General features: G+C 47.4%; 3 protein-coding genes. All 3 read right to left on the bottom strand.

All coding sequences use genetic code 11. The annotated features are described in order from the left end of the window. Nucleotides 1–399: SDR family NAD(P)-dependent oxidoreductase (locus VU18_RS15885; RefSeq protein ID WP_047758497.1), on the bottom strand; the 399-nt coding region annotated here is incomplete at its 3' end. A gap of 28 nt (nucleotides 400–427) precedes the next feature. Continuing rightward, entirely contained in the window at nucleotides 428–1,012 is a 585-nt protein-coding gene (locus VU18_RS15880) for a hypothetical protein (RefSeq protein ID WP_047758496.1), read from the bottom strand. Between the two features lie 172 nt (nucleotides 1,013–1,184). Continuing rightward, on the bottom strand, nucleotides 1,185–1,622 hold a 438-nt coding region (locus VU18_RS20900; protein WP_047758495.1), incomplete at its 5' end, for a flagellin.

Raw genomic sequence — 1,622 nt, 5'->3', positions numbered from 1 at the left:
TGGCGAAATGGCCTTATCCGTGCTGGTAAATAACACTTTTTTCACTCCGGCTTTCAAAGCGGCTTGAATGACATTTTGCGTGCCAATAATGTTCGTTTTCACCGCTTCAAACGGATTGTATTCACAAGCCGGAACATGCTTCATGGCGGCAAGATGAAAGACGTAGTCAATGTCTTCCATCGCCCGCAGCACACGCGCTTCGTCGCGGACGTCGCCAATTAAATAACGAAGTACGTTTGAATGTTTGAATTGCTGCGCCAGTTCGAACTGTTTATGCTCATCGCGGCTAAAAATGCGAATGACGTTCGGTTCATGCTGCAACAGTGTTTTGGTGAGATGCTGCCCGATCGTCCCCGTGCCGCCAATAATTAAGATTTTTTTCCCTTTGTAGATGCTCAACTCTGTTCACTGCCTTTGCTGTCTACGTTTAGTTCACGACATTGACTTTTACGTGCTCCATAATGTCCTTCCATAACGGCTTGACTTCATATTGGATCAAGTCGGCGATCAAAACCGCGTCGCCTGCTTCTACGGCTTGAAGCAATTGCCGCAATTGTTCCGCCAACGTTTCCCGGATGTGGGCGAGCGCTTGACGATCAAGCGGATGTTTCGGATGTTCGGCGAGCCAGTAAAGGGCTTGGTCGATCCATTGGATTCCTTCAAGCATTTGCTCAAATCGAATCCATGTATGCTCGGAAGGGGTTTGATAAAATTCATCGATGATACGCTCAATCTCTGGCAGGGCACGTGTCAAATACGAATGCATTGTCTGGAAAACTTCCCGTATATATTCTTCGATCGTCACCGCTACAACGTCAATCGTGCGGATGGAATCGATTCGTTCCTCCATATAGGTTTCAAAATCATCATACACTTCGACACCATCGATGACGAGATGGCTCAATTGCCGATCCGCCTCGGCAACCATGGAGAAGATTTTGCGGAATATCGGTTCAAGTTCTGATCGATCATTGCGATATTCAAACGTCTGTCCAAAAATGTTGAGCTGCATGTCTCGCACTCTCCTAAACGAGATTGTTTCGTGATAATTCGACATCCTCTACTATTATTATCGGTTTCATTTTGTCGATGTGAAGCGAATAAAACAGAAAAATAATTCCAATGGCTTCCCCAATCAAAAAGGCCCCTCTCGATTACACGAGAAGAGGCCTTTGGCTTTTCCTTTATCGCAGCAGCTGGAGCACGCTCTGCGGCTGTTGGTTCGCTTGAGCCAACATCGATTGGGCTGCTTGGGTGAGAATGTTTTGTTTCGTAAATTCCATCATTTCCTTCGCCATATCGACGTCGCGGATGCGGGATTCTGCTGCCGTCAAGTTTTCCGCCGACGTATCCAAGTTGTTGATCGTATGCTCTAAGCGGTTTTGGTACGAACCGAGGCGGGCGCGCTCCGTCGAAACGGTGTTGATCGCGATGTCGATTTTCGAAATCGCTGCCGTTGCGCCGCTGAAAGACATGATATCTAAAGCATATTCATCCGTGCCGGCATTGCTGACGTCTGTTAACTTATTAGCCGTTCCTCCAGCAAATTTAGCATTTGCAATGCCTCCAGACAATACGGAGGATACCGATGTACCGTTTGCCGTAGTAGCTGCGCCGATATT

This window comes from Geobacillus sp. ZGt-1 (assembly GCF_001026865.1).
Taxonomy (GTDB): Bacteria; Bacillota; Bacilli; order Bacillales; family Anoxybacillaceae; genus Geobacillus; species Geobacillus thermoleovorans.
Note: the sequence above shows the minus strand (reverse complement) of the source record. Positions and strands in the feature narration are given on the sequence as shown.